The following is a 25,073-nucleotide window of genomic DNA, read 5'->3' on the forward strand; positions in this document are numbered from 1 at the left end:
GAGGGGAGAGGCGCGGCGCTCAGCGTGGCCGGTTCTCCGGGGGCGGCTCCTCGCCCGGGGCCGCCTCGGGCGGGGGCGCCGCGGGCGGGGGCGCCGCGGTGGTGTCGCCCTGCCCGGTGGCCCCTCTGGCCTTCTCGACGATCGAGTCGATCTGCTCGTCGTGGCCCGCGTACCGGCGCTTCGCGGCCTCACCGGCCTTGTCGAGGCCCTGGTCGACCTTGTCGTCGTGCTGTCCCAGCAGTTGCTTTGCCTTGTCCAGGAAACCCATGCCATCCACGATGAGGCACCGCGTCCGGGCCCGCAGCGCGAGGCTCATCCATTCGGCCGAATCCGCACGTGGTCGGGCCGGAGCTCGTCGATCCGGTTGACGCCGATGAGCTGCAGGGTTCGCACGATCTGAGCGCTCAGAATCTCGACGGATTTCGCCACGCCGCGCCGTCCGCCCGCCATCAGCCCGTAGAGGTAGGCGCGGCCGACCAGGGCGGCCCTGGCACCGAGCGCGATGGCCGCCACGATGTCGCCGCCGTGCATGATCCCGGTGTCCACGAACACCTCGGTCCGATCCCCGACCTCCTCGACCACCGGTCCGACCAGCTCGATCGGCACCGGCGCGCGGTCGAGCTGGCGGCCGCCGTGGTTGGACACCACCACCCCGTCGGCACCCGCGTCGACCACCCGGCGCGCGTCCGCGACGCTCTGAATGCCCTTGATCACCAGCTTGCCCTGCCAGATCCCGCGCAGCCACGCGACGTCGTCGATCGTCAGCGCGGGGTCGAAGACCCGGTTGACCAGATCGGCGACGGTGCCCTCGGTGGAGGTGAGGCTGGCGAAGGTCAGGGGCTCGGTGGTGAGCAGGTCGAACCACCAGCGCGGATGCGTTGCGCCGTCGAGGAACGTCCGGAGACCCAGCGCGGGCGGAACGCTCAACCCGTTGCGGACGTCGCGCAACCGGGCCCCGCCGACCGGGGTGTCGACGGTGAGCATCAGCGTGTCGTATCCGGCGTCGGCGGCGCGCTGCACGAGGTCCTTGGCGACCGCCCGGTCCCGCCACAGATAGAGCTGGAACCACCTGCGGGCGCCGGGCGCGGCGGCGGCGACCCCCTCGATCGTCGTCGTGCCCATCGTGGACAGCGTGAAGGGGATACCGACCTGCTCGGCGACGGCGGCCACCGCCCGCTCGCCCTCGTGGTGCATCATCCGCGTGAACCCCGTCGGGGCGAAGACGAACGGCAGCGCGGCGCGCATCCCGAGAATGGTGCGGCCGGTGTCGACCAGGGCCACATCGCGCAGGACCGCCGGCTGGAACTCGACCCTGGCGAACGCCCGGCGGGCCCGTTCCAGGCTCAGCTCACCATCCGCGGCCCCGTCGGCGTAGTCGAAGACGGCGCGCGGGGTGCGGCGGCGGGCGATCGCCCGCAGGTCGCCGATGCTCGCGGCGCGGGTGAGCCTGCGCTCGGTGCCGTTCCAGATGATCGGGGCGGGCCGCAGCAGCGGCCGCAGCTCCGCGGGGCGGGGGATCCGGCGCTGCACCATCGCCCCAGCCTAGGAAGCCCGCAACCGGTCCGGAAGCGTCGCGCCGGTTCGGCCCGTCAGCAGCGACGGCGCAGCAACTCGTAGGCGGCGACGGCCGCCGCGCTGGCGACGTTGAGCGACTCGACGCCTCCGTGCATCGGGATCGCCAGCGTGCCGTCGAGCCCGGCCCGCACCGGCGCGGACAGCCCGTCGGTCTCGTTGCCGAGCACCAGCGCGACCCGCTCGGGCAGCTCGGCGTCGAGCAGCGAGGCACCGTCGGCATCGAGCCCGAAGACACCGAAGCCGGCCGCACGCAGCGCCGCGCAGCCCTCCTCGGCGGTCGCCGCGCGCAGCACCGGCGCGGCGAACGCGATCCCGGCCGACGCCTTGACCACCAGCGGGTCGATCGCCGGGACCCCGCGCCGCGGCAGCAGCACGCCGTCCAGCCCGGCGGCGGTGGCGCTGCGCAGCACCATGCCGACGTTGGCCGGGTTGGTGACCCGGTCGAGCACCAGCACGGCGGCGCGCCGGCCAGGGGCCAGCCCGGAGAGGAAATCCGCGACCGGCGCCATCCGCGGCGCGACGACGTCGGCGAGCACGCCCTGGTCGTGCCTGCCGTTACCGGCGAGCACCTTGACCCGGTGCGCGCTCGCCCTGGTCACCGGCACCCCGCGGGCCCTGGCCGCCGCGGTGATCGCCCGGACCGGTTCGCCCCGTGCGGTATCGGCGATGATCACCTTGTCGACCTGCAGCGCGGCGTCGCCGAGCGCCTCGAGCACCGGTTTTCGGCCGTACACCGTGATGAAGGTGTCCTTGGGAGATCGCGGCTCTGGCACCGCGCCAGCGTCTCACGCGCTCGTAGGATCAGTCCCATGCCCGCCCGGCTCTCCGCGCTCGATGCGTCCTTTCTCTACCTGGAGGAGACGACGACGCCGATGCACGTCGGCGGCGTCGCGATCTTCCAACGGCCGAAGTCCGGTCTGGACTACGACCGGCTCGTCACGCTGATCGAACAGCGCATCGCGCTGGTGCCGCGCTTCCGGCAGAAGGTCCGGTACGTGCCGGGCAATCTGGCGCGCCCGGTGTGGGTCGACGACGCCGACTTCGACATCACCTTTCACGTGCGGCGCTCGGCTCTGCCGCGCCCGGGCTCCGACTCCGCGCTGAACGATCTGGTGGCCAGGGTGGTGTCGCGCCCGCTCGACCGAGCCCGGCCGCTGTGGGAGATGTACCTGGTCGAAGGGCTCACCGGAGGCCGCGCCGCGGTGATCACCAAGACGCACCAGGCGCTGGTCGACGGGATCAGCGCGATCGACATCGGGCAGGTGATCCTCGACATCTCCCCCGACCCGCAGGCCGTCGCCGAAGAGTTGTGGATGCCCGAGCCCGAGCCGAGCGGAAGCAGGCTGGTGATCGACGCCGTTGGGGACATGGTGGCGCGCCCCGGCGAACTGGTCGACAACGTGCGGGTCGCGGCGGGCGACGCCATCGCCACCGCGGGGAAGATCGTCGGAGTCGCCGGGAAGCTGTTCACCATGGCGCGCACAGCAAGCCGGCGCGCCCCCGGCACCCCGCTCAACGTCAACATCTCCACCCAGCGCCGGTTCACCGTCGCGCGCACGGAACTGGAGTCCTACCGGCGGATCCGGGCCGCGCACGGCTGCTCGGTCAACGACGTGGTGCTCAGCGTGATCTCCGGGGCACTGCGCAACTGGCTGCTCTCCCGCGGCGAACCGGTGACGGCGTCGTCGTCGGTGCGGGCGCTGGTGCCGCTCTCGGTGCGCGGCGATGCCGACGTCCCGAGCTCGGCGACCGCCGGCTCGCTGGGCAACCGGGTGTCGTCGTTTCTCGTCGATCTGCCGGTGGGCGAGCCCAGCCCGGTGGTGCGGCTGCACCATGTCACACACGCGATGCGCGAGCACACTGCCTCGGGCCAGTCCGTCGGCGCGGACACCCTGGTCCGGATCGGGGGGTTTGCCCCGCCTACGCTGCATGCCCTGGGAGCTCGCGCGGCGAGCGTGATATCCAAACGGATCTTCAACCTGGTGGTGACGAACGTGCCGGGACCGCAGTTCCCGCTCTACGCAGCGGGCGCCCGTCTGCTCGAGATGTTCCCCGTTGTGCCGCTGGCCAAGGGCCAGGCCCTCGCCATCGGCCTCACCAGCTACGACGGGGGTGTGTACTACGGCTTCAACGGTGACCGTGACGCGATGGCCGATGTGGACGTGCTCGCCGGGTTGGTCGACGAGTCGCTCGACGAACTGCTGGTGGCGGTGAGCTGAACCATGCGCATCTACCTGCCCGGCACCTGGCCGATGTTGCAGCGGCTGGTCAAGACCGGCCACCTCGACCCGATCGGCGGCACCGCCTTCGCGCTGACCCCGCGGCTGCGCGAGGCCTACACCTCCGGGGACGACGAGGAACTCGAGTATGCCGCGATGTCCGAGGCGGCGCGGGCGTCGCTGCGGTTGCTCGGTGTCGAGTTCGGACTGGGCGAGGACGGCATCCCGGCTCGGCGGGTGGTGGTGGCCGCCGACGTCGAGGATGTGACGCTGCGGCCCGATCTCGACGACGGCGCCGTACGGATCTCCGGCTCCGTCCCGATGGACGCCATCGCCTCGGTGCACGTCGACATCGAGGAGGCCGAGCACGCGGTCCGCCAGGCCGCGGAAGTCGTCGACGCCGCCGATCTCGGCGATATGGACGCGGAGTTCCTCATCGGTGAGGCCGAGGACCACGAGCTGGCCTGGTACAGCCCGTCGGAGATCGCCTTTCTGGTCGAGCTGGGCTAACGCCCTCTGTGAGTGCGTAACAGTGTTCTAAGACTGTTACGCACTCACAGGCGTTTGTGGACGGCGGCGACCTGGTTCGGGCTGCCGATCAGCTCGCCGATCGCCTGCTGCTCCGCGGCGAACCCGGTGGCGAGGTCGACCCGCCCTGCCTGGTTCAGCAGGCGTTTGGCCCAGCGCACCGCGTCGGGGTTCCGTTCGGTGATGTCCGCGGCCAGTGCGAGCGCCGCGACGCGCGGGTCCGGGTCGGTGCGGGTCGCGAGGCCGAGAGCGACCGCCTCGGTGCCGCTGACCTGGCGTCCGGTGAGGGTCAGCTCCTTGGCTACGTCCCGGCCCACGAGCTCGGGCAGCAGCTGGGTTCCGGTCATGTCCGGGATCAAGCCCCAGTGGATCTCCAGCACCCCCAGCGCGGCGTCCGGCGCGACGATGCGGAGATCCGCCCCCAGTGTGATCTGCAGGCCGCCGCCCAGCGCGTGGCCGTGCACCGCAGCGATGACCGGCACCGGCACCTCGGCCCAGACATATGCGGCGCGCTGCCCGGTCGCCCTGGCCGGGCCGGTCGTCGGGGGCAGGTCGACCTGCAACGACAGTCGCTCCCCCTGCGCCATCGCCCGGAACGCGGTGAAGTCGAGCCCGGCGCAGAAGTCGGGGCCCTCCCCGGAGAGCACGACCGCGCGCACCGACGGATCGGATGCGAGCGCCTCCCCGGTCGTCACCAGCGCCTCGAACATCGCCGGGTCCAGGGCGTTGCGCTTCTCCGGCCGGTTCAGCCGCACATCGGCCACGCCATCGGTCACCGTCACGGTCACCCGTCTCTCCCCCACCGGGGCACTCCTCTCGCTCGCGCGTGCGCTCACCGCTCGTCCGAACCGTGCCAGCGGCCGTGCGGCCCATGGTGCCCGTCGCCAAGCACTCGGCGTTCCTCCCGATCCCGGCCATCGTGCCGATCATTGCCGTAGACCAGCCCGCCCACGAGCGGGATGAGCAGGAAGACCACCCACGCATACGGCACCACCCCGTTGAGCAGGAGGAACAGCACGAGCGCGATGATCGGAGTGACCGCGACTATCCGCGGCCCCCAGCCGTGGAACCCGCGCCGCTCCGGTGCGGCCTGCCGCGGTGCGGGCGCAGCGGCGGCCGGTGCGACCGCGGTGCCCGGCAGTATCGGATGCGGCTCGGGCAGGTCGGTGAACAGTGCCGAGAGCTCGCTCGCGACCGTCGCGTTCGCGGCGATGGCCGAGCGGTCGGCGTATTCCTCGACGCCGAGTCTGCCCGCGGTCAGATGCTCGTCGAGCGCCTTACTGGCCGACTCCCGCTCGACGTTGCCGATGCGCAGCGGCGGGCCCGATGCGCCACTGCCCGCCGTCTCCCCCGTGGTCATGTCACGAGCTTGCCACCGGGATCCCCCACAGGGACAACCCGTGCCCGAGCGAGATGGCCCGAGCGAGATGGCCCGAGCGAGATGGCATCGAACCAGGATAGAGGCCACTCTGGTGGCACGACCCGCTACCCGTGGGAGGACCAGATGGCCGACATGACCGCCGTCACCGATGTTCCGTCGCCGCGCAACGAACCCGTCCGCGGCTACGCTCCCGGAAGCCCCGAGCGCGCGTCCCTGCAGCGCCGCATCGGCGAACTCGCGGTCGAACCGCACGAGCTGACGTGCACCATCGGCGGGAAGCAACGGATGGCCGGCGGCGACCCGATCGACATCGTGCAGCCGCACCGCAGGCACGACCGGCTCGGGGTCAGCGCGCAGGCCACTGCGATCGACGTCGCCGACGCGGTGGATGCGGCTCGCGCCGCCGCCCCAGGCTGGCGTGACCTGCCGTTCGACGAACGCGCCGCGGTGTTCCTGCGCGCCGCCGACCTGCTGGCCGGGCCGTGGCGCGACACCCTCAACGCCGCGACCATCCTCGGCCAGTCCAAGTCCGTGCAGCAGGCAGAGATCGACGCGGCCTGCGAACTGATCGACTTCTGGCGGTGGAACGTGCACTACGCGCGGCGGTTGCTGGCCGAGCAGCCGCAGTCCAGCCCCGGGGTGTGGAACCGGTTCGACCACCGCCCGCTGGAGGGCTTCGTCCTCGCGATCACCCCGTTCAACTTCACCGCGATCGCCGGCAACCTGCCCACCGCGCCCGCGTTGATGGGCAACACGGTGGTGTGGAAGCCGAGTCCCACCCAGACGCTGGCCGCCTGGTACACGATGCGGCTGCTGGAGGCGGCCGGGCTCCCGACAGGCGTGATCAACATGGTGACGGGCGACGGCGACGCCGTCTCCGAGGTGGCGCTGCGGTCACCGGACCTGGCCGGGGTGCATTTCACCGGTTCCACCCGCACGTTCCGGCATCTGTGGCGCACCGTGGGCGAGAACCTGGAGCGCTACCGCGGCTACCCGCGGCTGGTGGGCGAGACCGGCGGCAAGGACTTCGTCGTCGCGCATCCGAGCGCCGATCCCGCCGCGCTGGTCACCGCGCTGGTCCGAGGGGCCTACGAGTACCAGGGGCAGAAGTGCTCGGCCGCGTCGCGGGCGTTCGTGCCTGCCTCGCGCTGGCGCGGTGGACTGCGCGAGGCGCTCGCCGACGGGACCCGCTCGATCTCCTACGGCGACGTCACCGACCTCCGTCATTTCGGCGGCGCCGTGATCGACGGGCGCGCGTACACCCGGCTCTCGACGGCACTGGACAAGGCGCGCGGGGAGCTCGACGTCCTGACCGGCGGCGGGTGCGACGACGCCGAGGGCTGGTTCGTCGAGCCGACCGTGCTGGTCGGCGACGACCCGACGCACGAGGTGTTCACCACCGAGCTGTTCGGGCCGGTGCTCGCCGTGCACGTCTGGGACGACGCGGTGCCCGGCGAGTACGAACGGGTGCTGCGGCTGGTCGACACCGCGACCCCGTACGCGCTGACCGGCGCCGTCTTCGCGACCGACCGGGCGGCGATCGACACCGCGCACCGGGAGCTGCGCTTCGCCGCGGGCAACTTCTACGTCAACGACAAGCCGACCGGCGCCGTTGTCGGGCAGCAGCCCTTCGGCGGCGCGCGGGCGTCGGGGACCAACGACAAGGCGGGCTCCATCTACAACCTGCAGCGCTGGAGCAGCCCGCGTTCGGTCAAGGAGACGTTCCTGCCGCCGACCGATCACGCCTACCCGCATATGGGCTGATCCCACTGCCCGCGGTCAGAAGAACTGGTAGCCGCTCTTGGACATCGAGAACCCGTGCCCGCTGGCACCGACCCGACATTCGACGCCGGCGGTGCGGCTCGTGCAGGTCACGTCGCCGACCCGCAGCGAGCGGCCGTAGTCGAGGATCGGCCCGGTGCCGAACACGGTGTCGCCGTGGCAGACGAACTCCGCCCGGTCGCTGCCGGTGACCGACAGCGAGTCGCCCCAGACCAGGGGGCAGTTATCGGGCCGGTTGGGCACCCGGTCGGGATCCCAGCTGTGTTCGGCGATATCGCAACGCGCCGAGTTCGGACTGAGGTAGCACGCGATGTTGTTGCTCGGCGTGCTGAATCCGGTTGCGGCGGAAGCCACCTGGACGTCGGCGGGCGCGGTCGTGACGGGGGCGCTGGTCGGCACCAGGGTCGCCACCGGCACCGCCGAGGTCGGGACCGCCGACGGCGGCTCGGTCCACGTCGGCAGCTGCGGTCCCGGCGACGAGCCGGGACCGCGCAACGCCCACAGGCCGACCCCGACCAGCACCGCCAGCGTGGCGACCACGCCGGTCACCAGCGCGGCCCGGTGCCACCGCGGCGCGGGCCCGCGCGCCGGCGCTTCCGGCGCGGCGGCGAGGGTCGGTGGCGGCCGGTCCGGCAGCCCGTTCCCGGCCAGCGCGTCGCGCAGCTGCTCCGGCGAGGGCCGGCGGCTCGGGTCGCGGTCGAGGCAGGCGGCGATGATCGGGGTGAGCGGGGCGGGCACCCCGCTCAGATCGGGTTCGACGTGGAGGGCCCGGTAGAGCAGTGTGGCCGCGTCGCCCTCCCCGAAGGGACCCCGTCCGGTCGCCGCATGCAGCAGCAGGCCGCCGAGCGCGAAGACATCCGAGGCCGGCCCCGAGTGACCGTGCGCGAGCTGCTCGGGGGCGATGTAGCCGGGACTCCCGATGATCGCGCCGGTGCGGGTCAGCACGGTCGCGTCGGCGGCCCGCGCGATCCCGAAGTCGATCACGCGGGGCCCGTCGGTGCCGAGCAACACGTTCCCGGGCTTCAGATCGCGGTGCACGACACCGGCGCGGTGGATCGCCACCAGCGCCTCGGCCAGCCCGATCCCGAGCTGCCGGATCGCGTCCGCCGCCATCGGGCCCTGCGCCGCGACCGCCTCCCGCAGCGACGGTGCCGGTACGTACTCGGTGGCCAGCCACGGCGACGCCGCCTCCGGGTCGGCGCCGAGCACGGCCGCCGTACGGGCGCTGCGCACCCGCGACGCCGCCGCCACCTCCTGGCGGAACCTGGCCCGGAACTCCGCGTCGCCGGCCAGGTCGGCGCGGATGACCTTGACCGCGGCGAGCGCGCCGTCGCGGGAACGGCCGAGGTAGACCCGCCCCATACCGCCCTCGCCGAGCATCCGCAGGATCGTGAACGGCCCGACCGTGCGGGGACCGGAGCCGGTCACCGGATCTGGCCCGACGGCGGTGCCGCGATCTGGACGGGGCGCCCCCAGTCCCGGTACTCGCTGGTCAACGTCAGCGTGCCGACTCCGGGCAGCTCCTGGCGGGTGTGGGCGCCCACCGGGCGGTTGGCCGCATCCACCCACAGCGTGGACGTGATCCGGGTGAATCCGCCGCGCACCTGCTGCTCCAGCTGGGCCCGCAGCGCCGGATCGGGCTCCAGCACGGCGGCCCGCGCCAGGTCGACGACGAGCGCGTACCGGACCGTCGCGACCCCGTCGACGACATCGTCGGCGGCGTCGGCGACGAGGGTGGCGTCCGCGTAGCGGACCAGGTTGGTGGTCGGGTCGCCGTTGTCGGCGATGGCGTCGGCGAGGATCGCGCGCCCGCGGTCGGCCGGATCGGCGGAACGGGCGTCGACCCGGACCCACGGCGGGTCGGATCCCGCGTGACGCAGGTAGACCTGCCCCGCCACGACCAGGAACTCGGTCTTCGCGGGCGCGGCGCCCGGCCGGCTCATGGACTGGGTGAACTGCGCGGACACGCCCTCCTCGGCGAGCCGGATCACCCCGTCACCGCTGATCTGGGTTCCCGCGGACTGTCCGGCGACCTCCCCGCGCACACTCAGCCCGGCGGTCCGGTCGCTGCGCACCCGGTCGGTGACCGCGGCGATGAGCTGCTTGATGTCGTAGTAGCGGGGCAGGCCGGATCCGGTCTCGGCGGCGGTGCCGGCGTCGCGTGAGGCGCAGCCTGTGAGCAGCATGCCCAGCACCAGCAACACCGACCACCACCCCGGCCGCCGTCCCGCTCCGCGCATCGCCTCGCGCCTCCCGTCACCAGAAGTCAGCACACGCTATCCGGTGATACTCAGCGCAGTGCGACCAGCACTCTGCGCAGCGCGGCCAGCCTGCCGGGACGCAGCGCGCCCCGTTCCACCAGCGTGTCGAGGGCGCATTCGGGGTCTGCCGGTGGGCCGAGGTGCCCGCAGCCGCGCGGGCAGTCCTCGATGGCCACGGCGAGGTCGTCGAATGCGGCGGGGACGTCGTCCGGGGTGACGTGGGCGAGCCCGAAGGACCGCACGCCCGGGGTGTCGACGACCCACCCGGTCCCGCAGGGCAGCGGCAGCGCGATCGCCGCGCTGGTCGTATGCCGGCCGCGGCCGACCGCCGACACCGCGCCCACAGCCCGTGTGGCGTCCGGCACCAGCGCGTTGACCAGCGTCGACTTACCCACCCCCGAATGCCCGACGAGCGCGGAGACCCGGCCGGCGAGCAGCTCGGCGAGCTGGGTCGGCGGCCGGTCGCGGCGGGTGACGACCACCGGGACCTCCAGCTCCGCGTACTGCTGCGCGAACGGCTCGGGCTCGGCGAGGTCGGATTTGGTCAGGCACAGCACCGGAGCCAGCCCGCCGGCGTAGGCTGCCACCAGACAGCGGTCGACGAACCCGGAACGCGGCGGCGGATCGGCCAGCGCGGTGACGATCACGAGCTGCTCCGCGTTCGCGACGATGACGCGCTCGTAGGCGTCCGTGTCGTCGGCGGTCCGGCGCAGCACGGTTCGCCGATCCTCCACCCGCACGATCCGGGCCAACGTGTCCGCGTCCCCGGACAGGTCTCCGACCAGCCCCACCCGATCCCCGACGACGATCGGCGTGCGGCCCAGCTCCCTCGCACGCATCGCGGTGATCATCGGCAGATCCGCCTTTCCGCCGAGCGCGCAGGTCCAGCGTCCGCGATCAACGGCGATGACCATCGCCTCGGCGGCATCGGCGTGATCGGGGCGTCGCTTGCTGCGTGGCCGCGAGCCACGCCCCGGCCGGATCCGGACGTCGGACTCGTCGTAGTCCCGGGCGCGCGCCCTCACCCGCGATCCTCGCCGTGACCGGGCCGGGCCGGGGCCGGCGGGTCCGGGGATGCGATCGCGGGCGGGTTCACGAGACCAGCGCCGCCCAGCTGCCCGGGAAGTCCGGGAAGGTCTTGGCCGTCGAGGAGATGTCGTCGACGAACACCCCCGCCGCCACGAGCCCGACCAGCGCGCCCGCGGTCGCCATCCGATGGTCGGCGTAGGCGCGCCACGGCCGGTCGGCCCGCCCGCGCAGCGGGCGCGGCCGGATCTCCAGCCCGTCCGGGGTCTCGCTGACGTCACCGCCCAGCGCGGTGATCTCGGTGGCCAGCGCGGCGATCCGGTCGGTCTCGTGCCCGCGCAGATGCGCGATGCCGCGCAGCCGGGACGGGGCGCGGGCGAGCGCGGCCACCGCCGCCACGGTCGGCGCGAGCTCGCCGACGTCGTGCAGGTCGACGTCGACGCCGTCGAGCGCGTCCGGGCCGGTCACGCTCATCCCGTCCGGGCCCGGCTCGATCGAACAGCCGAACTCGGCGAGCACCGGCAGGATCCCCGCCCCGGGCTGGGTGGAGTGTTCCGGCCAGCCCGCGACGGTCACCCGGCCGCCGGTGACGGCCGCGGCGGCCAGGAACACCGAGGCGTTGGACAGGTCCGGCTCGACCGTCCAGTCCCGTGCCGCGACGTCCCCGGGGGACACCCGCCAGGTGTTGGGCTCGGCGTCGTCGACCGCGACGCCCGCCTCGCGCAGCATCGCCACCGTCATGTCGATATGCGGCAGCGAGGGAACCGGCTTCCCGTCGTGGAACACCGTCACACCCTTGTCGTAGCGCGCGCCCGACAGCAGCAGCCCCGACACGAACTGCGACGACGACGAGGCGTCGATCACCACATCACCGCCGGGCAGCCCGCCGGCGCCGTGCAGGACGAACGGCAGCGACCGCACCGCCGGATCGCCGCCCGGCCCCTCGATCACCGCGCCGAGGCGGCGCAGCGCGTCGAGCACGGTGTCCATCGGGCGCTCCCGGGCGCGCGGGTCGCCGTCGAACCGGACCGGACCGTCGGCGAGCGCGGCGGCGGGCGGGACGAACCGCATCACGGTGCCCGCCAGGCCGCAGTCGACGGTGCCGCCGCCGCGCAGCCCGTCGTGCGTCTCGATCGTCACGTGCTCGCCGTCGACCCGCATCGGAACGCCCAGCGCGCGCAGCGCGTCGACCATGAGCGCCGTGTCCCGGGTGGCGGGGGCACCGGCGACCGACGCCGGGCCACGGGACAGCGCGGCCAGCAGCAGCGCCCGGTTGGTCACCGACTTCGAGCCCGGCACGAGGACGCGGCCCCGCACCGGGCCGGTGACATGCGGAGCGGGCCATGGAGTGTGCACGTCCCCATCTTTTCACTGCCGCCGTGGAACCATGGTGGGCATGTGCGGCCGCTATGCCTCCACCAAGGCCCCCGCCGATCTGGCCGACGAGTTTCGGGCCGTCGATGCCACCGAGGGCGAAGGCAGGCCCGACTTCAACGTCGCGCCCACCAAACAGATCTACACGGTCGTCGAGCGGCATCCGCGCGACGCCGATGGCAACCCCGACCCGAGCACCACCGAACGTACGCTGCGGCGGATGCGCTGGGGACTGGTGCCGTCCTGGGCGAAGGACCCCTCGAGCGGCGCCCGCATGATCAACGCGCGGTCCGAGACGGCGGCCCAGAAACCCGCCTTCCGCCGGGCGCTCGCCGCCCGGCGCTGCCTGCTTCCCGCCGACGGCTGGTTCGAATGGCAGCGCCGCGACACCCGGGCCGGCAAGACCAAGCAGCCCTACTTCACCCACTACCGCGACGGCAGCTCGGTCGCGCTGGCCGGGGTGTGGGAGTTCTGGCGGCCCAAGCACGACCTGGACGGCAAGTACCCCGACGGCCTGGTCACCGCGGCAGTGCTCACCACCGAGGCGGTCGGTCCGCTCGCCCAGGTGCACGACCGGATGCCGCTGGTGTTGCCCCCGGATGCCTGGGCCGACTGGCTCGACCCCGACGCCGACGTGAGCGCCGAGTCGGTGGCCCGGCTGCTCGCGCCCCCGGCGCCGGAGCTCATCGCGCGGATGGAGCTGCGGCCGGTGTCCAGCCGGGTCAACAGCGTGCGCAACAACGATCCCGAGCTGCTCGAGGCGCTGCCGCCGGAGCAGGTCGCCGAACCGTTGCAGCTCGACCTGCTGAACTCCGGGGGCTCGAGCCCCGAGTGAGCGGCGGTCCCGAGTCCGTGCAGGAGGTCGCCACCCCGCACGGCCCGGCCCGGGTGCAGCTGCACTCCGCGGACGGCACCGCGGGCGGGCTGCTGCTCGGGCACGGCGCGGGCGGCGGCGTCGACGCCCCCGACCTGGTCGCGGCGACCGGCGCGGCGCGGCAGGCGGGTCTGCACGTCGCGCTCGTCGAGCAGCCCTACCGGGTGGCAGGCAGGCGCGCCCCGGCCCCGGCCGCGCAGCTGGACGCGTCCTGGCTGGCCGTGGTGACCGCGGTGCGCTCCGGTCAGCTCGCCGGGTTGCCGCTCGTGACCGGGGGCCGCAGCTCCGGTGCGCGGGTGGCCTGCCGGACCGCGGCCGCGGCGGGCGCCGTCGCGGTGCTGTGCCTCGCCTTCCCGGTGCAGCCGCCGGGCAAGCCGGACAAGCACCGCCGCGCCGAGCTCGACGGCGTCACCGTGCCCGTGCTCGTCGTGCAGGGCGAGCGCGACCTGTTCGGGCGCCCCGAGTCCGCGGCGGGCCGTTCGGTGGTGCTGCTGCCGGGTGACCACAGCCTCAAGGCCGATCCCGCCGGTGTCGCGCGGGCCGTCGGCGGGTGGCTGCGCCTCGTGACCGGCGAACACCGTTAAAACGGTGTTCGCCGGTCACGAGGCGCAGCCAATGGGAGCGATTCGGGCGCCGGTCAGACGGACCAGGTCGGCGGGCGCGAGCTCGATCTCCAGGCCCCGTCGGCCCCCGCTGCAGAACACGGTGGGCAGATCCTGCGCCGAGGCGTCGAGCACCATCGGCAGCCGTTTGCGCAGCCCGAGCGGGGAGATCCCGCCCGCCACGTAGCCGGTGGCCCGTTCGGCGAGGCCGATCTCGGCCATCCGGGCCCGCTTCCCGCCGACGACCGCGGCGAGCGCCTTGAGGTCGAGCGTGCCCGTGACCGGCAGGATCCCGACCGTCACCGCCCCGTCCACCTCGGCGACGAGGGTCTTGAACACCCGTCCCGGATCCACGCCCAGCGCCTCGGCCGCCTCGGGTCCGTACGCCTGGCCGTCCTGGTGGACGTAGGTGTGCACGGTGTGCGCGATCTTCTGTCTCGCCAGCAGCACGGTCGCCGGCGTCCCCTTCCCCGCCACGGCGGCGAGCCTAGAACGCACACCGGACCCCCGGCGCCGCGCCGCCCGGACATGGGTGAGACAGGCGACGGGCGGAGCCGGGAATGACTCACCGATGCGCGGCGTTGACGCAGCAGTGAGCCACGGTGTAATGGAGGTCCCATTGGCGCGCCTGGGACGCGGCGGGCGCGTACCCTCGGCGTTGCAGCCGGTCGCCACGGCGGCGGCCAATCCCGAGCTGGTCGCGAGGATCGCCTCGCGCGAGAGGAGCGCGGTGCCCGCCACTCCGGCGACGCCAGGGCCGGCCGTATCCACCGAACGCGAACACGAACCGGTCGGCAAGAGCGTCGAGAACGGAACGACCGAGCGGGTGGATCGCGCCCCGGACGAGACACCGGCTGAGCGCGCCGCCCGCTTCGAACGCGACGCCATGCCGCTGCTCGACCAGCTCTACGGCGCCGCGCTGCGGATGACCCGGAACCCGGCCGACGCCGAGGACCTGGTCCAGGAGACCTTCCTGCGGGCGTACTCGGCTTTCCACACGTTCCGCGAGGGCACCAACCTCAAGGCATGGCTGTACCGGATCCTCACCAACACCTACATCAACGGCTATCGCAAGCGGCAGCGCCAGCCGCAGCAGTCGCCGACCGACGAGATCACCGACTGGCAGCTGGCCCAGGCCAGCGCGCACACCTCGACCGGTCTGCGCTCGGCCGAGATGGAGGCGCTGGACAACCTGCCGGACACGGCGATCAAGGAGGCCCTCCAGCAGCTTCCCGAGGACTTCCGGATGGCCGTCTACCTGGCCGACGTGGAGGGCTTCGCGTACAAGGAGATCGCCGAGATCATGGGCACTCCGATCGGGACCGTGATGTCGCGGCTGCACCGTGGGCGGCGGCAGTTGCGTGAGATGCTCACCGAGACGGCGCGGGACCGCGGCTTCATCCGCGACGGTCGGCAGCAGGAGGTGGCCCGGTGAGCAGGTACGTGTTCGGGCCCTCCGTGCGAGGCGAGGTGGCGGCGTGAGCTGCGGCAGCCACCACGATCCCGACTGTGCGGAGGTCCTCGCCGAGGTGTGGCTTTTTCTCGATCACGAATGTGACCAGACGCGGCGGGACCTGTTGGCGCGGCATCTCGAGGAATGCGGGCCGTGCCTTGCCGAGTACGGCATCGAGGAGAAGCTCAAGGCACTGCTGGCCCGCAAGTGCGGCGGCGAGCACGCGCCGAGCGGGTTGAAACAGCGGCTACGCGAGCAGATCCGGCGCGCGGTGCTCGAGCAGGCCGAGGTGACGGTCGAGTCCGGTCCGTCCGGGACGACCGTCGAGGTGCGCACCATGCGGGTGGAACGCCAGGCCTGACCGAACGGGCCGGTGCACGCGGCACCGGCCCTTCGCGACGTCAGCTGTTCGGCCGCTTGCCGTGGTTGGCGCTGCTCTTCTTGCGGTCGCGCTTCTTGCGAGCCCGGCGGGACATCGTGCCTCCTCATTGCGCTCATCTCACTGGATCGCCGCCAGTGTTCCACGTGGTTGGATGAGGCTTTCCAGGCCTACGGAGCGATCGGGAAGGGTAGAAGGAAACGCGTGTCGACCCTCAGCGAGCTGCTTGCCGAGCACACCCAGCTCTCCGGTGACGCCGTCGAGCACCTGCAGCGGGTGGTCGCCGAATGGCAGCTCTTGGCGGATATGTCCTTCGCCGATTTCCTGCTGTGGATCCCGCTGCCCTGGAAGGCTTCGCCCGACGCGCGTACCGAGGGTCCGGACGGCGGCGAGACGACCATGCCGACCGCGTTCCTCTGCGTCGCCCAGGCGCGGCCGGACACGGCCCCAACCGCCTACCCCGAGGACGTGGTCGGCGAGCGGGTGACCGCGACGGAGAACCCGCAGCTTCGCCGCGCGGCCGTGGAGGGCCGAATCTGCCGCGAGGAGGACCCGCGGTGGCATCTAGACGTGCCGGTGCGCCGCGAGACCATCCCGGTCCGGCACGCAGGCGAGGTGATCGCGGTGCTGTCGCGCGACACCAACCTGGCCATGCCCCGGGTCCCCAGCCCGCTGGAGATCGCCTATCTGGGCAGCGCGTCGGACATGTGCCAGATGGTCGCCGACGGGACCTTCCCGCAGAAGCCGGCCGTGACCGGCGCCGATACCAGCCCACGGGCGGGCGACGGGTTGATCCGGCTCGACTCGCGGGGCCTGGTCGCCTACGCCAGCCCCAACGCGCTGTCGGCCTACCACCGGATGGGGCACGCCAGCGATCTGATCGGGCTGTCGCTCGCCGACGCGACGCGCGAGCTCGTCCGGGACCCGTTCGACGCCGCCGACGTCGCCGCGCGGATTCAGGCCGCGCTCGACGGCCGCCCTTCGCTGCGGCTGGAGATCCGGGCCCGGGGCGCTGTCATGCTGGTCCGTGCGTTGCCGCTACGTCCCCGCGGGGACGCGGCCGGCGCGCTGGTGCTCGTCCGTGACGTCACCGACCTGCGCCGCCGTGACCTTGCCCTGATCAGCAAGGACGCGACCATCCGGGAGATCCACCACAGGGTCAAGAACAACCTGCAGACGGTGGCGGCGCTGCTGCGGCTGCAGGCCCGGCGCACCGCGATCCCGGAGGCGCGGCGAGCGCTCATCGAGAGCGTGCGCCGGGTCACCTCGATCGCACTGGTGCACGAGGCGCTGGCGTTCTCCGTCGCCGAGCAGGTCGACCTCGACGACCTCGTCGACACGGTGCTGCCCGCGATCGGGGACGGCGCGACCGCCGAGGTGCGCGCCAAGGTCTGCCGCGAGGGCAGCTTCGGCACGCTGTCGGCCAGGCTCGCGACACCGCTGGTCCTGGTCCTCACCGAGCTGGTGCACAACGCGCTGGCTCACGCCTACGAGCCGGGAGAGACCGGTGAGGTGGTGGTGTCGGCACGGCGTTCGGCCGGGCGACTCGATGTGACCGTGGCCGATGACGGCCGTGGCCTGCCCGAGGCGTTCGATCCCGATGCCGCCGACGGGCTGGGCCTGCAGATCGTCCGCACGCTGCTCGACTCCGAGCTGGAGTCGGTGCTACAGCTGCGGCCGCAGGCCGGGGGCGGTACGGAGGCCGTCATCTCCATCCCGATCGTGGGGCGATAGCCTCAAGACCGTGACCGTCGTCCTCGGCACCGTGGTCGCGCCGGTGGCATGGCCGACGGTCTCCGCCAGGAGCGCGCCGGATCCGTCCCCGGATCTGCCGATAGCGCCCGGCGACAGCACCGCGGGCCCGAAGCCGGTGGCGTCCGGCGTTCGGGCCCGCGGTGAGGGGAGTTCTGGGCTCGCTTCGGTCGCGGAGCCTGTCTCTCAAGCCGTCCGAGCGCGAGTGCGTGCGCTGCGACGCTTCAGCGCCCGGCGCTCGTCCTCGCTCATTCCGCCCCAGACGCCTGCATCCTGGCCGCTCTCGAGCGCCCAGGTGAGGCACTCGGTGACCACGGGGCAGCGTCGGCAGACGGACTTGGCCTCGGCGATCTGCAGCAGCGCGGGCCCGCTGGTCCCCACTGGGAAGAACAGCTCCGGGTCCTCGTCGCGGCATACAGCGCGGTGGCGCCAATCCATGATTGCTCTGCTCCTTGTATTGCGCGATCGGGGTCGCGCCGATCGTCGGTCACGGTGTTTCCGCGCTTGTGAATGCTTTCACGAGCGCGTCATGTCTTCAAGGGACGAGGTCCGCGTTGGTGATGATCCTCACCTGCCCCCCACAACAGGAAACAACCCGATCGATTATCGATCAGTCGTCCCCGTCACGAAGAGCGAGCAGCCCCGTACCCCGTCCGCCGTTGCCGGATACCCGAACAACGGCAAACCACGCGAGAACCTTCCTCGCAGTTTGCGACGTGCGCGGGATCTACCTTGGAGGACGGTTTGACCTGGTGCGAGCCCCGTTCGGCTCGACGGTCCGAAGGCAGCGGTGAATGGCCCGCAACCATCACCCTAACGGGTGGGCGGCAGCGCACCGCTGCGACGAGCTGACTCTCTCATACGACGACGCGCAGCGCCTCCGGCACCGCGACGAACTCGACCTCGCTCCGTTCGCCCAGGTGGTCCCCGTCGACCTGGAGGGCTCGCGGCTCGTCCGTATGAATTCGGACCCAGGCCACCGCGTCCTGCCGGGCAACGTGGCGGCCACGCGGGTTGCCATCGGAGCGCAGGAGCTGCCGCAGCACCGGCGCGATCGTCGGCAGGCCGAGATCACGCAGTGCGAAGAGTGCCAGCCCGGCGGTGAAGGAGGCGCCGGGGTTGGTCCGGACGGCACGCCCACTGAGATAGGTCCACGGGTCGGTGTTGCTGACCAACGCCAGCCGCACGTCGGTGATCGGCGCGGCGTCCGGGATCATGACAGTCATCGCCGGGGGGTTCCGGCGCTGACGCAGGTACTGGCCGACCGCCGTCCCGGCGTAGCGCAGCGGTGTCGCCTCGCGGCCGTGCGTGCGGGCCCGCTCGACGGCGGCGACGACGTCGGCGTCCCAGCCGAGGCCCGCGTTGAACGTGAACCACCGGTCGTCGGCCCGACCGAGCCCCACCAGCCGGCTGCGGCCGGCCTCCAGCGCGGCCAGGACCGCGGCCGTGGCCTCGAGCGGATCGCGCGGCATACCCAACGCCCTGGCGAAGACGTTGGCCGAGCCACCGGGCACCACCGCCAGCGCGGGAGCCTCCCACGGGTCGTCCGGCACGCGACCGTCGCCCGCCACCAGCAGCCCGTTGACGACCTCGTTGACGGTGCCGTCGCCACCGAGCGCCACCACGAGCTCCACGCCGTCCGCGACCGCCTGGGCGGTCGCCTCGGCCGCGTGGCCGCGATAGCGGGTCAGCAGCACGTCCAGCTTCAGCTCGCTGGCCAGCGCGTGCGCCAGCACGTCACGTCCGGCCGGAGTGGTCGAGGTAGCCTGCGGGTTGACCACGAGCAGCGCACGCACATCTCGCAGGGTAGCTCGCCTATCCTCGGTCTCGTGACGTCCGGGGATACCTCCGAGGGCACGCAGGCCGCGCCGGTCCCGCCGCCCCAGATCAAATGGGCCGGGCTGAGCGTCTGTGCGCAGGGGCTGGTGGGCATCGGGTTCGCGGTGATGCTCGCGCTCCGGGCGTCGAGCGCGAGCATGGGGCTGGGCAGCGTGCTCGGCGAAGCCGCATACTTCCTGCTGCTCGGGGCGGCGCTCACCGCCGTGGGCGGGAGCCTCATCGCCGGAAAGCGCTGGGCCCGCACCCCGGCGATCGTCGCGCAGCTGCTGCTGCTGCCCGTCGTCTACTCGCTCCTGGGACCGTCGAAACAGCTCGTCTGGGGAATCATCACCGGGGCACTCGTGATCTCGACGTTCCTGCTGCTGATCAGCGAGCGCTCGCGGGCGTGGTCGGTGATGATGCACGATCGGCACCGGCCGCCTGGCTCATCGGGCGGCTGAGCGCGCACAGCGCGTCACCGCTGAGCCGGAACGTCGTCCACTCGTCCCGGCCGACCGCCCCGAGCGAGCGGTAGAACCCGATCGCGGGCGCATTCCAGTCGAGCACCGACCACTCCAGCCGAGCGTAGCCGCGCTCGACGCAGATCGCGGCCAACTCGGCGAGCAACGCCCGGCCAAGACCGTGCCCGCGCCGCGCCGGGGTGACGTAGAGGTCCTCCAGCCAGACCCCGTGCACGCCCTCCCACGTCGAGAAGTTGAGGAACCACAGCGCACACCCCACGACGGCCCCGTCGATCTCGGCGACGTGTCCGAACAGCGCGGGCGAAGGCCCGAACAGCGCCGCTCGCAACTGCGCGGCCGTGAGCCGGCAGGACTCGGGTTCGCGCTCGTAGGCCGCCAGCTCATGCACCAGTCCGACGACCGGCTCGACGTCGTCGTCTCGCATCTCGCGCACCCGATTCGTCACCGGGCGAGTATCTCCGCACACCGACCGACGGCCGCCCGCGCTATCCGGGGACGACCGGAACGATGTTGGCGTGGTCCAGCCGCGGCGTACCGCGCTCGTTGCCGAGCACGCTCCACGCCGCAGCGTCCATCGCCACGTGCACGCCCGCGCTCGCGGGCAGACCGATCCAGCGGGCCAGTAACACCCGGCTGAAATGCCCGTGGCCGACCAGGACGACGTCCCCGCGCGGCAGCACCTCCCGCACCTCGGCCAGCACGGCGTCGGCGCGGGACGCGACCTGCTCGGCCGTCTCGCCGCCCGGGGTGGAATGGGACCAGATCGTCCAGCCTGGGTCGGTCTCGCGGATCTCCGGGGTGGTGCGGCCCTCGTAGTCGCCGTAGTCCCACTCCGCGAGCCGGTCGTCGGCCCGGTCGATGCGCAGTCCGGCGAGTTCGGCGGTCGTCGTCGCGCGGCTGCGCGGGCTGGTCAACACGAGCGCGGGCGGTGGCGCCGCGGGCCCGCGCAGCGCGCGCAGCACCGGGCCGGCGGCCCGGGCCAGTGCGCGGCCGTGGTCGGTGAGCGGGACGTCGGTACGCCCGGTGTGCCGGCCGGTCGCCGACCATTCGGTCTCCCCGTGGCGCAGCAGAAAAATCCGGCAGATCCCAGCCCCGTCCATCACCGCTGGCAGCGTACCCCCGTGAGTGCGTAACAGTGTTAGAACACTGTTACGCACTCACGGGGGTGGGCGTGGACGGTGGCGGTCGCGAGCCGGGGCACCCCGCGGATGAGCGCATCCTCGGCGTCGTGCGCGACCCGATGGGCCTGCACCAGCGAAAGGTCGGAGGCGACGCCCAGGGTCACCTCCGCGTGCAGCGCGTGGCCGATCCAGCGCAGCCGCACTCGCTCCACCCCCTCGACGCCGTCGACAGCACCGAGCACGCCCGCGGCGCGCTCGACCAGCGCCGGGTCGACGGCGTCCATCAGCCGGGCGAGCACCTGCCGGGCCGCACCGATCGTCACCGTGGCGATGGCGAGGGTGATCAGTAACCCGACGACGGGGTCGGCCCAGCGCCAGCCCACCGCGGCACCGCCCGCGGACAACAACACGGCCAGCGAGGTCAGGGCGTCGGTGCGGGCGTGCAGCCCGTCGGCCACAAGTGCGGCCGATCCGATCCGCCTGCCCGTCCGGATCCGCACCTGGGCAGCGATCTCGTTGCCCAGGAAGCCGACGACGCCCGCGACGGCCACGGCCCCGATGTTGCGCATGTCCGTGGGCTCGGCCAGCCTGCGCAGCGATTCCACGCCGGCCAGCACGGCCGATGCGATGATCACCAACACGACGATGATCCCGGCGACGTCCTCGGCCCGGCCGTAGCCGTAGGTGAAGCGGCGGGTGGCGGGACGGCGACCGAGCAGGAAGGCAACCCCGACCGGGACGGCGGTCAGCGCGTCGGCGACGTTGTGCAGCGTGTCCGACAGCAGCGCCACCGAACCCGAGGTCACCGCGACGACGGCCTGGAACGCGGCGGTGGCGCCGAGCACGGCCAGCGAGATCCACAGCGCGCGCATACCGGCCCGCGAGCTCTCCAGCGCGGAGTCGATGCGTTCGGACGCGTCGTGGCTGTGCGGGACGACGAGGTGGCGCACCGCGCGCCACGGCCCGCCGACCGGCCGGTGCCCATGCGCGTGGCCGTGCCCGTGCTTCGTGTCGCCCATCACGCCTCCGTGTCCGTCCACCGCGGGCATAATACGTGCTCATGTACGCACGCGACGACAGTGCAGGTGCGGAGACGTGGCAACGGCTGCCCGATCGCAGGCACATCGAGGCGGCGGCCGAGGCGTTCCGGATGCTCGCCGACCCGACCCGGCTGCGGATCCTCTGGCTCCTCTGCGGCGCCGAGCACGACGTCGGCACGCTCGCGGAGAGGGTCGACGCGGCGCGGCCCGCGGTCTCCCAGCACCTGGCCAAGTTGCGGATGACGGGGCTGGTCGGCATCCGCCGGGACGGGCGTCGGGTGTGCTACCGCGCCCGGGGCGGCCATGTGCGACGGCTGCTGGGCGAAGCGGTCGAGGCGGCCGACCACCACCTTTCCGGGCTACCCGACCACGACTGAGGCGAGGAAAGCCCCGTCGAGACACCGTCAGCGCACGCCGGCCGACGAGACGCCGTCAGGGGGCGCGACGGCGGGCCTTCTGCGCCTGGCGTTGCTGGGCGCGGCGTTCGCTGCGGTTACCCTGCCCGGCCCGGCGTTGACCGGCCGCACGGTCGCCGCCGCTGGTGATCTCGCCACCCTCCGCGGTCGGCCCGCTGTAGCGCAGGTTCTCCGGCGGGCGGGCCCGGAACGCGGCGGGCAGCACCGAGGTGGTCTCGGCCGGATCCTCGTCGGGCAGCGCGTGCCGGCTGCGCCTGCGGTTCGGCTGCGGCTGCGCACCGGCAGCGGCAGGCACCGGCGCCTGCCGCCCGGCGGGTGCCGCCTGCGGCCCGCCCCTGGCACCGGCGGGCGCGCCGGGACTCGGCGCTTCGCCGTTCACGGCCGCGGCTCCGGCGGCGGCCTGGGCTCTACCGTCGTCGATCGTGGCGGTCACCGGTGCCTGCGTCTCGGCGACCTGTACCCGCACGTTGAACAGGTGGCCGACGGTCTCCTCCTTGATGCCCTCGAGCATCGCGGAGAACATGTCGTACCCCTCGCGCTGATACTCGATCAGCGGGTCACGCTGCGCCATCGCCCGCAGCCCGATGCCCTCCTTGAGATAGTCCATCTCGTAGAGATGCTCGCGCCATTTGCGGTCCATGACCTGCAGCAGGACCTGACGTTCGAGTTCGCGCATGCCGCCCTGGGCGCCGATCATCTGGTCGATCTCGACCTCCCGCGCGGCGTAGGCCTTCTCCGCGTCGGCCAGCACGGCCTCGACGATGGCCTCCTTGCTGAGGTCGACGTGGTCCGCGTCGTCGAGGTCGCCCTCGGCGAGGTCCTGCCAGCGAATCGAGATCGGGTAGAGGGTGCCGAGCGCCGTCCACAGCTTGTCGAGATCCCAGTCCTCGGCGTAGCCGTCGGCCGTCGCGCCCTGAACGTAGGCCTCGACGACGTCGACGAGCATGTGCCGGATCTGCTGTTCGACGTCCTCGCCGGCGAGCACCCGGCGGCGCTCGTCGTAGATGACGGTGCGCTGCTTGTTGAGCACCTCGTCGTACTTGAGGACGTTCTTGCGGATCTCGAAGTTCTGCTGCTCGACCTGTGTCTGCGCGGAGCGGATCGCCTTGGTCACCATGCCGGCTTCGATCGGCACGTCATCGGGCAGGTTGAACCGGTTCATGATCGACTCGACCATGGCGCCGTTGAACCGGCGCATCAGGTCGTCACCGAGCGAGAGGTAGAAACGGGACTCTCCCGGATCGCCCTGACGGCCCGACCGGCCGCGCAGCTGGTTGTCGATGCGCCGCGACTCGTGCCGCTCGGTACCCAGGACGTACAGCCCGCCCGCGGTCCTGACCTCCTCGGCCTCGGCCGCCACCTGCTCCTTCATCTTCGCCAGCACGCTGTCCCAGGCGGCCTCGTACTCCTCGCGGGTCTCCACCGGGTCCAGCCCGCGGCGGCGCAACTCGATATCGGCGAGGAACTCGGGGTTGCCGCCCAGCATGATGTCGGTGCCGCGGCCGGCCATGTTCGTCGCCACGGTGACCGCGCCGGCATGCCCGGCCTGCGCGACGATCGTCGCCTCGCGCTCGTGGTGCTTCGCGTTGAGCACCTCGTGCGGCACCTGGAGCTGCACGAGCAGCTTCGACAGGTACTCCGACTTCTCCACGCTCGTCGTGCCGACCAGCACCGGCTGGCCCTTGCGGTGCTTCTCCGCGATATCGGCGGCGACCGCGGCGAACTTGGCCGGCTCGGTCTTGTAGATCAGATCGGCCTGGTCGGCGCGGACCATCGGCTTGTTCGTCGGGATCGGCACCACGCTCATCTTGTAGATCTCGTGCAGCTCGGCCGCCTCGGTCTGGGCGGTACCGGTCATCCCGGCGAGCTTGTCGTAGAGCCGGAAGTAGTTCTGCAGGGTGATGGTGGCCAGCGTCTGGTTCTCCGCCTGGACCTCCACCCCCTCCTTGGCCTCGATGGCCTGGTGCATGCCTTCGTTGTAGCGGCGCCCGGCGAGCACCCGACCGGTGAACTCGTCGACGATGAAGACCTGGCCGTCGCGGACGATGTAGTCCTTGTCCTTCTTGAACAGCTCCTTGGCCTTGATCGCGTTGTTCAGGTAACCGACCAGCGGGGTGTTCGCGGCCTCGTAGAGGTTGTCGATGCCCAGCTGGTCCTCGACCAGGGTGACGCCCTCCTCGGTGACGCCGATGGTGCGCTTGCGCTCGTCGACCTCGTAGTGGACGTCCCGCTTGAGCATCGGGGCCATCCGGGCGAACTCCTGGTACCAGCGGGCACTCTGCTCGGCCGGACCGGAGATGATCAACGGCGTGCGGGCCTCGTCGATGAGGATCGAGTCGGCCTCGTCGACGATCGCGAAGTTGTGCCCGCGCTGGACCAGGTCGGCGGCGTTCCACGCCATGTTGTCGCGCAGATAGTCGAAGCCGAACTCGTTGTTCGTGCCGTAGGTGACATCGGCGGCGTACTGCTCCCGGCGCTGCGCGGGCGACATCTCCGAGAGGATCACCCCGACCGAAAGGCCGAGGAAGCGGTGGATGCGCCCCATGTTCTCCGCGTCGCGCCGGGCCAGGTAGTCGTTCACGGTGACGACGTGCACGCCCTTGCCCGAGATGGCGTTGAGATAGGCCGGCAACACCGACGTGAGCGTCTTGCCCTCACCGGTCTTCATCTCGGCGACGTTGCCCAGATGCAGCGCCGCGCCACCCATGAGCTGGACGGGGAAGGCCCGCTGGCCGAGCGTGCGCACCGCGGCCTCACGCACCACGGCAAACGCCTCGGGCAGCAGCTCGCCGAGGTCCTCGCCCGCCGCGTGGCGCTCGCGGAACTCCTGCGTCTTGGCCCGCAGCTCGCCATCGGAGAGTATCTGCATCTCCGGCTCGAGCAGGTCGATGTGATCGGCGACCCTGCCGAGCCGCTTCACCAGCTTCGTCTCACCGGCGCGGAGCAGACGGTTCAAGAACGACACTGGTTGACCTCATTCACTGGTCGCG

The 25,073-nt window shown here is 72.3% G+C and carries 27 protein-coding genes; 10 read left to right on the forward strand and 17 right to left on the reverse strand.

Annotated features, from left to right (window positions below; genetic code table 11):
* Positions 1-19 precede the first annotated feature (19 nt).
* Genes G567_RS0107500 through G567_RS0107510 form a run of 3 tightly spaced genes read right to left on the reverse strand, consistent with a single transcriptional unit; the run spans position 20 to position 2,348 of the window.
* Positions 20-316 carry an antitoxin gene (locus G567_RS0107500; RefSeq protein WP_245585576.1) on the reverse strand — a complete coding sequence of 99 codons (297 nt, stop codon included), beginning with the start codon at positions 314-316 and terminating at the stop codon, positions 20-22.
* On the reverse strand, positions 313-1,533 hold the full coding sequence (locus G567_RS0107505) for an alpha-hydroxy acid oxidase (RefSeq protein ID WP_028929499.1): 1,221 nt from the start codon (positions 1,531-1,533) through the stop codon (positions 313-315). The genes G567_RS0107500 and G567_RS0107505 overlap by 4 nt, the downstream gene beginning before the upstream one ends.
* A gap of 56 nt (positions 1,534-1,589) precedes the next feature.
* A complete protein-coding gene (locus tag G567_RS0107510) occupies positions 1,590-2,348 on the reverse strand; it encodes a TrmH family RNA methyltransferase (RefSeq protein ID WP_028929500.1) in 759 nt (252 codons plus the stop codon).
* A 36-nt stretch (positions 2,349-2,384) separates the two neighbouring features.
* On the opposite strand from G567_RS0107510, the gene G567_RS0107515 reads away from it, so the two are divergent.
* Together G567_RS0107515 and G567_RS0107520 are read left to right on the forward strand one after the other, a co-directional pair.
* On the forward strand, positions 2,385-3,794 hold the full coding sequence (locus tag G567_RS0107515) for a WS/DGAT/MGAT family O-acyltransferase (protein ID WP_028929501.1): 1,410 nt from the start codon (positions 2,385-2,387) through the stop codon (positions 3,792-3,794).
* A gap of 3 nt (positions 3,795-3,797) precedes the next feature.
* Positions 3,798-4,304, forward strand: a complete 507-nt coding sequence (locus G567_RS0107520; RefSeq protein WP_028929502.1) for a DUF6912 family protein — start codon at positions 3,798-3,800, stop codon at positions 4,302-4,304.
* Positions 4,305-4,348: 44 nt separating this feature from the next.
* Here G567_RS0107520 and G567_RS0107525 read toward each other — a convergent pair whose 3' ends face one another.
* Both G567_RS0107525 and G567_RS27370 read right to left on the reverse strand, forming a co-directional pair.
* On the reverse strand, positions 4,349-5,110 hold the full coding sequence (locus G567_RS0107525) for a crotonase/enoyl-CoA hydratase family protein (protein WP_028929503.1): 762 nt from the start codon (positions 5,108-5,110) through the stop codon (positions 4,349-4,351).
* A 44-nt stretch (positions 5,111-5,154) separates the two neighbouring features.
* Positions 5,155-5,682: a DUF1707 SHOCT-like domain-containing protein gene (locus tag G567_RS27370; protein WP_051232520.1), complete on the reverse strand. Its 528-nt coding sequence runs from the start codon at positions 5,680-5,682 to the stop codon at positions 5,155-5,157.
* A 153-nt stretch (positions 5,683-5,835) separates the two neighbouring features.
* On the opposite strand from G567_RS27370, the gene pruA reads away from it, so the two are divergent.
* Positions 5,836-7,467, forward strand: a complete 1,632-nt coding sequence (gene pruA / locus G567_RS0107535; protein ID WP_028929504.1) for an L-glutamate gamma-semialdehyde dehydrogenase — start codon at positions 5,836-5,838, stop codon at positions 7,465-7,467.
* A 15-nt stretch (positions 7,468-7,482) separates the two neighbouring features.
* Here the strand turns inward: pruA and G567_RS31890 are convergent, their stop codons facing one another.
* From G567_RS31890 to aroA, 4 genes are all read right to left on the reverse strand, one after another.
* Complete coding sequence (locus G567_RS31890) at positions 7,483-8,913, reverse strand: serine/threonine-protein kinase (protein ID WP_051232523.1); 1,431 nt, start codon at positions 8,911-8,913, stop codon at positions 7,483-7,485.
* Positions 8,910-9,725 carry an SCO4651 family lipoprotein gene (locus tag G567_RS0107545; protein ID WP_154667128.1) on the reverse strand — a complete coding sequence of 272 codons (816 nt, stop codon included), beginning with the start codon at positions 9,723-9,725 and terminating at the stop codon, positions 8,910-8,912. Before G567_RS0107545 ends, G567_RS31890 begins: the two co-directional genes overlap by 4 nt.
* A gap of 50 nt (positions 9,726-9,775) precedes the next feature.
* Positions 9,776-10,771: a ribosome small subunit-dependent GTPase A gene (gene rsgA / locus G567_RS0107550; protein WP_028929506.1), complete on the reverse strand. Its 996-nt coding sequence runs from the start codon at positions 10,769-10,771 to the stop codon at positions 9,776-9,778.
* 67 nt (positions 10,772-10,838) lie between these two features.
* A complete protein-coding gene (gene aroA, locus G567_RS0107555) occupies positions 10,839-12,128 on the reverse strand; it encodes a 3-phosphoshikimate 1-carboxyvinyltransferase (RefSeq protein WP_028929507.1) in 1,290 nt (429 codons plus the stop codon).
* 40 nt (positions 12,129-12,168) lie between these two features.
* On the opposite strand from aroA, the gene G567_RS0107560 reads away from it, so the two are divergent.
* The gene (locus tag G567_RS0107560) at positions 12,169-12,981 is read left to right on the forward strand and encodes an SOS response-associated peptidase (protein WP_028929508.1); all 813 of its coding nucleotides are present in this window, start codon (positions 12,169-12,171) and stop codon (positions 12,979-12,981) included.
* Entirely contained in the window at positions 12,978-13,604 is a 627-nt protein-coding gene (locus G567_RS0107565; protein WP_028929509.1) for an alpha/beta hydrolase family protein, read from the forward strand. Before G567_RS0107560 ends, G567_RS0107565 begins: the two co-directional genes overlap by 4 nt.
* Before the next feature lie 15 nt (positions 13,605-13,619).
* Here G567_RS0107565 and ybaK read toward each other — a convergent pair whose 3' ends face one another.
* Positions 13,620-14,099 (reverse strand): Cys-tRNA(Pro) deacylase, encoded by a 480-nt coding sequence (ybaK, locus tag G567_RS0107570; protein WP_028929510.1) that lies wholly within the window; start codon positions 14,097-14,099, stop codon positions 13,620-13,622.
* A 349-nt stretch (positions 14,100-14,448) separates the two neighbouring features.
* On the opposite strand from ybaK, the gene G567_RS27380 reads away from it, so the two are divergent.
* Together G567_RS27380 and rsrA are read left to right on the forward strand one after the other, a co-directional pair.
* On the forward strand, positions 14,449-15,057 hold the full coding sequence (locus G567_RS27380) for a sigma-70 family RNA polymerase sigma factor (protein ID WP_037056368.1): 609 nt from the start codon (positions 14,449-14,451) through the stop codon (positions 15,055-15,057).
* 43 nt (positions 15,058-15,100) lie between these two features.
* Positions 15,101-15,436 (forward strand): mycothiol system anti-sigma-R factor, encoded by a 336-nt coding sequence (gene rsrA / locus G567_RS0107580; protein WP_028929511.1) that lies wholly within the window; start codon positions 15,101-15,103, stop codon positions 15,434-15,436.
* A gap of 40 nt (positions 15,437-15,476) precedes the next feature.
* On the opposite strand, the gene G567_RS37090 is transcribed toward rsrA, so the two are convergent.
* Complete coding sequence (locus G567_RS37090; protein ID WP_147201326.1) at positions 15,477-15,551, reverse strand: 50S ribosomal protein bL37; 75 nt, start codon at positions 15,549-15,551, stop codon at positions 15,477-15,479.
* Between the two features lie 107 nt (positions 15,552-15,658).
* On the opposite strand from G567_RS37090, the gene G567_RS0107585 reads away from it, so the two are divergent.
* Positions 15,659-17,188, forward strand: coding sequence for a sensor histidine kinase (locus tag G567_RS0107585; RefSeq protein ID WP_028929512.1), 1,530 nt, complete (start codon positions 15,659-15,661; stop codon positions 17,186-17,188).
* Between the two features lie 204 nt (positions 17,189-17,392).
* Here the strand turns inward: G567_RS0107585 and G567_RS0107590 are convergent, their stop codons facing one another.
* The gene (locus G567_RS0107590) at positions 17,393-17,644 is read right to left on the reverse strand and encodes a WhiB family transcriptional regulator (RefSeq protein WP_028929513.1); all 252 of its coding nucleotides are present in this window, start codon (positions 17,642-17,644) and stop codon (positions 17,393-17,395) included.
* A 419-nt stretch (positions 17,645-18,063) separates the two neighbouring features.
* On the reverse strand, positions 18,064-19,002 hold the full coding sequence (locus G567_RS0107595; protein WP_028929514.1) for a diacylglycerol/lipid kinase family protein: 939 nt from the start codon (positions 19,000-19,002) through the stop codon (positions 18,064-18,066).
* A gap of 33 nt (positions 19,003-19,035) precedes the next feature.
* Between G567_RS0107595 and G567_RS0107600 the strand changes: the two genes are divergently transcribed.
* On the forward strand, positions 19,036-19,485 hold the full coding sequence (locus tag G567_RS0107600; RefSeq protein ID WP_028929515.1) for a hypothetical protein: 450 nt from the start codon (positions 19,036-19,038) through the stop codon (positions 19,483-19,485).
* Here G567_RS0107600 and G567_RS0107605 read toward each other — a convergent pair.
* Genes G567_RS0107605 through G567_RS0107615 form a run of 3 tightly spaced genes read right to left on the reverse strand, consistent with a single transcriptional unit; the run spans position 19,412 to position 21,676 of the window.
* Positions 19,412-19,951: a GNAT family N-acetyltransferase gene (locus G567_RS0107605; RefSeq protein ID WP_028929516.1), complete on the reverse strand. Its 540-nt coding sequence runs from the start codon at positions 19,949-19,951 to the stop codon at positions 19,412-19,414. The genes G567_RS0107600 and G567_RS0107605 overlap by 74 nt on opposite strands.
* Before the next feature lie 40 nt (positions 19,952-19,991).
* Complete coding sequence (locus G567_RS0107610) at positions 19,992-20,606, reverse strand: acid phosphatase (protein WP_028929517.1); 615 nt, start codon at positions 20,604-20,606, stop codon at positions 19,992-19,994.
* A 38-nt stretch (positions 20,607-20,644) separates the two neighbouring features.
* Positions 20,645-21,676, reverse strand: a complete 1,032-nt coding sequence (locus G567_RS0107615) for a cation diffusion facilitator family transporter (protein WP_425414236.1) — start codon at positions 21,674-21,676, stop codon at positions 20,645-20,647.
* A gap of 11 nt (positions 21,677-21,687) precedes the next feature.
* Here G567_RS0107615 and G567_RS0107620 point away from each other — a divergent pair, with 11 nt between their 5' ends.
* Positions 21,688-22,044 (forward strand): ArsR/SmtB family transcription factor, encoded by a 357-nt coding sequence (locus tag G567_RS0107620; protein WP_028929519.1) that lies wholly within the window; start codon positions 21,688-21,690, stop codon positions 22,042-22,044.
* Positions 22,045-22,099: 55 nt separating this feature from the next.
* On the opposite strand, the gene secA is transcribed toward G567_RS0107620, so the two are convergent.
* A complete protein-coding gene (gene secA, locus G567_RS0107625; RefSeq protein ID WP_028929520.1) occupies positions 22,100-25,048 on the reverse strand; it encodes a preprotein translocase subunit SecA in 2,949 nt (982 codons plus the stop codon).
* Positions 25,049-25,073 lie beyond the last annotated feature (25 nt).

The organism is Pseudonocardia asaccharolytica DSM 44247 = NBRC 16224, from assembly GCF_000423625.1.
GTDB lineage: Bacteria > Actinomycetota > Actinomycetes > Mycobacteriales > Pseudonocardiaceae > Pseudonocardia > Pseudonocardia asaccharolytica.